Source organism: Nonomuraea diastatica (assembly GCF_004349015.1).
GTDB classification, from domain to species: domain Bacteria; phylum Actinomycetota; class Actinomycetes; order Streptosporangiales; family Streptosporangiaceae; genus Nonomuraea; species Nonomuraea diastatica.
In genome coordinates this window covers 1-1906 of record NZ_SMKP01000390.1, presented here as the reverse complement: position 1 = coordinate 1906, position 1906 = coordinate 1, and the positions used below count along the sequence as shown (strand labels likewise).

Sequence of the window (1906 nt, the reverse complement as noted above, 5' to 3'; positions counted from 1 at the left end):
GAGGTCGGGAACCAGGGAGAGCCGAGCCCCCGAATCCAGGGCGAAGGCCATGGACGCGGTGAAGAGCCTGGAAGCGCAGCCGTTAAGGACTCCTCGGCGTATGGGGCGCGGAACGTGTCGATAGTGGCGGCGGGAACTGGGGAGGCCCTCCCCGGCCCGGCAACCTGCGGAGGTGGGTGTTGTCGGAGCGTGGCGTCCTATAACCGGTCAACGCCGGGAAATGGAGTGCCGGCCGGGTGGGCGTCGGAGGCGGCCGTAGTACTGATCGAGCCGACCGGACAACACAACCGGCGGTGAGGGAAGGGCCGCTGCTTCGTCGATGCGCAGCGACTGTGATGGAGGGGCCCGGTGAGTGCCGGTCAGGCTAGTCCCGCCGCGAAGGGATCGCGGGAACCACGGGTTCCGCGTGATCCGGTCCGAGCGTTGCAGCATGCGCTGTACCGGGCGGCCAAGGCCGATCCCGGGCGTCGATTCCACGCGCTGTATGACAAGGTCTGCCGCAGAGACGTGCTGCAGCGTGGGTGGGTTGCGGTGCGCGCCAACAACGGCGCGCCCGGTATCGACAAGACCACCCTGGGCCAGGTCGTGGAGTACGGCGTTGTCCGGCTGCTCGACGAGGTGGCCGACGAACTGCGGGAAGGACGGTATCGGCCGCTCCCGGCGCGGCGGGTGTTGATCCCCAAGCCGGGCACGGCCGAGCAGAGGCCGTTATCGATTCCCGCGGTTCGGGACCGCATCGTGCAGGCCGCCCTGAAGATCGTGTTCGAACCGGTCTTCGAGGCGGACATGCTGAGCTGCTCGTTCGGGTTCCGGCCGAAGCGCTCGGCGCACGACGCCTTGCAGGTGCTCATCGATGAGTGTTATCGGGGGCGCCGGTGGGTGGTGGAGACGGACATCGCCGACTGCTTTTCGGCGATTCCGCATCAGGAGTTGATACGAGCGGTCGAGGAACGCGTCTGTGACCAGTCCGTTGTCAAGCTCCTGCGCGCGATCTTGCGTGCTGGGGTGATGGAGGAAGGACAGGTACGTCGGCCGGTCACCGGAACCGCGCAGGGCGGGGTGATTTCACCCGTCTTGTGCAATGTTTACCTGCACCGGCTCGATCGGGCGTGGGATGACGGTGATGGGGTTCTGGTGCGCTATGCCGACGATGTGACGGTGATGTGCTGGTCTCGCAGCCAGGCCGAACGCGCGCTCGCGCGGCTGACGGCGCTGCTGGCCGGGCTCGGCTTGAAGCCGAAGGCGGCCAAGACCCGGATCGTGCACCTGGAGGTCGGTGGGGAAGGGCTGGATTTTCTCGGCTTTCACCACCGTCTGGTGCGCAGCCCTGGCCGGGACGGCAAACGGCCTGTCACCTTCCTCGCTCGCTGGCCCGCCGACCGGGCCATGCAGCACGCCCGTGACCGGATCCGTCAGCTGACGCTCCGATCCCGGCTGCTGCTGCACCCGGAAGTGATCGTGGAGGACATCAACCGGTTCCTGCGCGGCTGGGCGGCCTATTTCCGGTTCGGAAACTCCTCCCGTCACTTCAACGAGATCAGGAGTTATGCGCGGATGCGGATGGCACTCGTGCTTCGTAAACGCCATCGCCGCTCGCGGGGGTTCGGCTGGTCGGTTGTGGCCTTCCGGTCCCCGGACCAACTCGGCCTGGTCACGTTGTCGGGAATCGTCGTCGCACCCAGGCCCTTGCGGGACTGGCGGGGGCGCCGAATGCCAGGCGGTGAACGACGTCGGTGAGCCGTGTGCCGGAGAACGGCATGCACGGTTCGACGGGCGGGGACTGGAAACGGAGCAACGAACCTGGTCACGGTCACTGGGGTGGCACAACCGACCGGGAAACCGGCGGAACATGAAGGCCCCAGGCCCTACCGCCAGGAGACGCCACCGCGCCAGCCCCCGACCCTAC

Annotated in this window: 1 protein-coding gene; it reads left to right on the top strand. The window is 67.4% G+C overall.

The genetic code is table 11. From position 1 onward, the window contains the following. Positions 1-423 precede the first annotated feature (423 nt). Positions 424-1737: a group II intron reverse transcriptase/maturase gene (ltrA, locus tag E1294_RS51780; RefSeq protein WP_220448447.1), complete on the top strand. Its 1314-nt coding sequence runs from the start codon at positions 424-426 to the stop codon at positions 1735-1737. Positions 1738-1906: the final 169 nt, after the last annotated feature.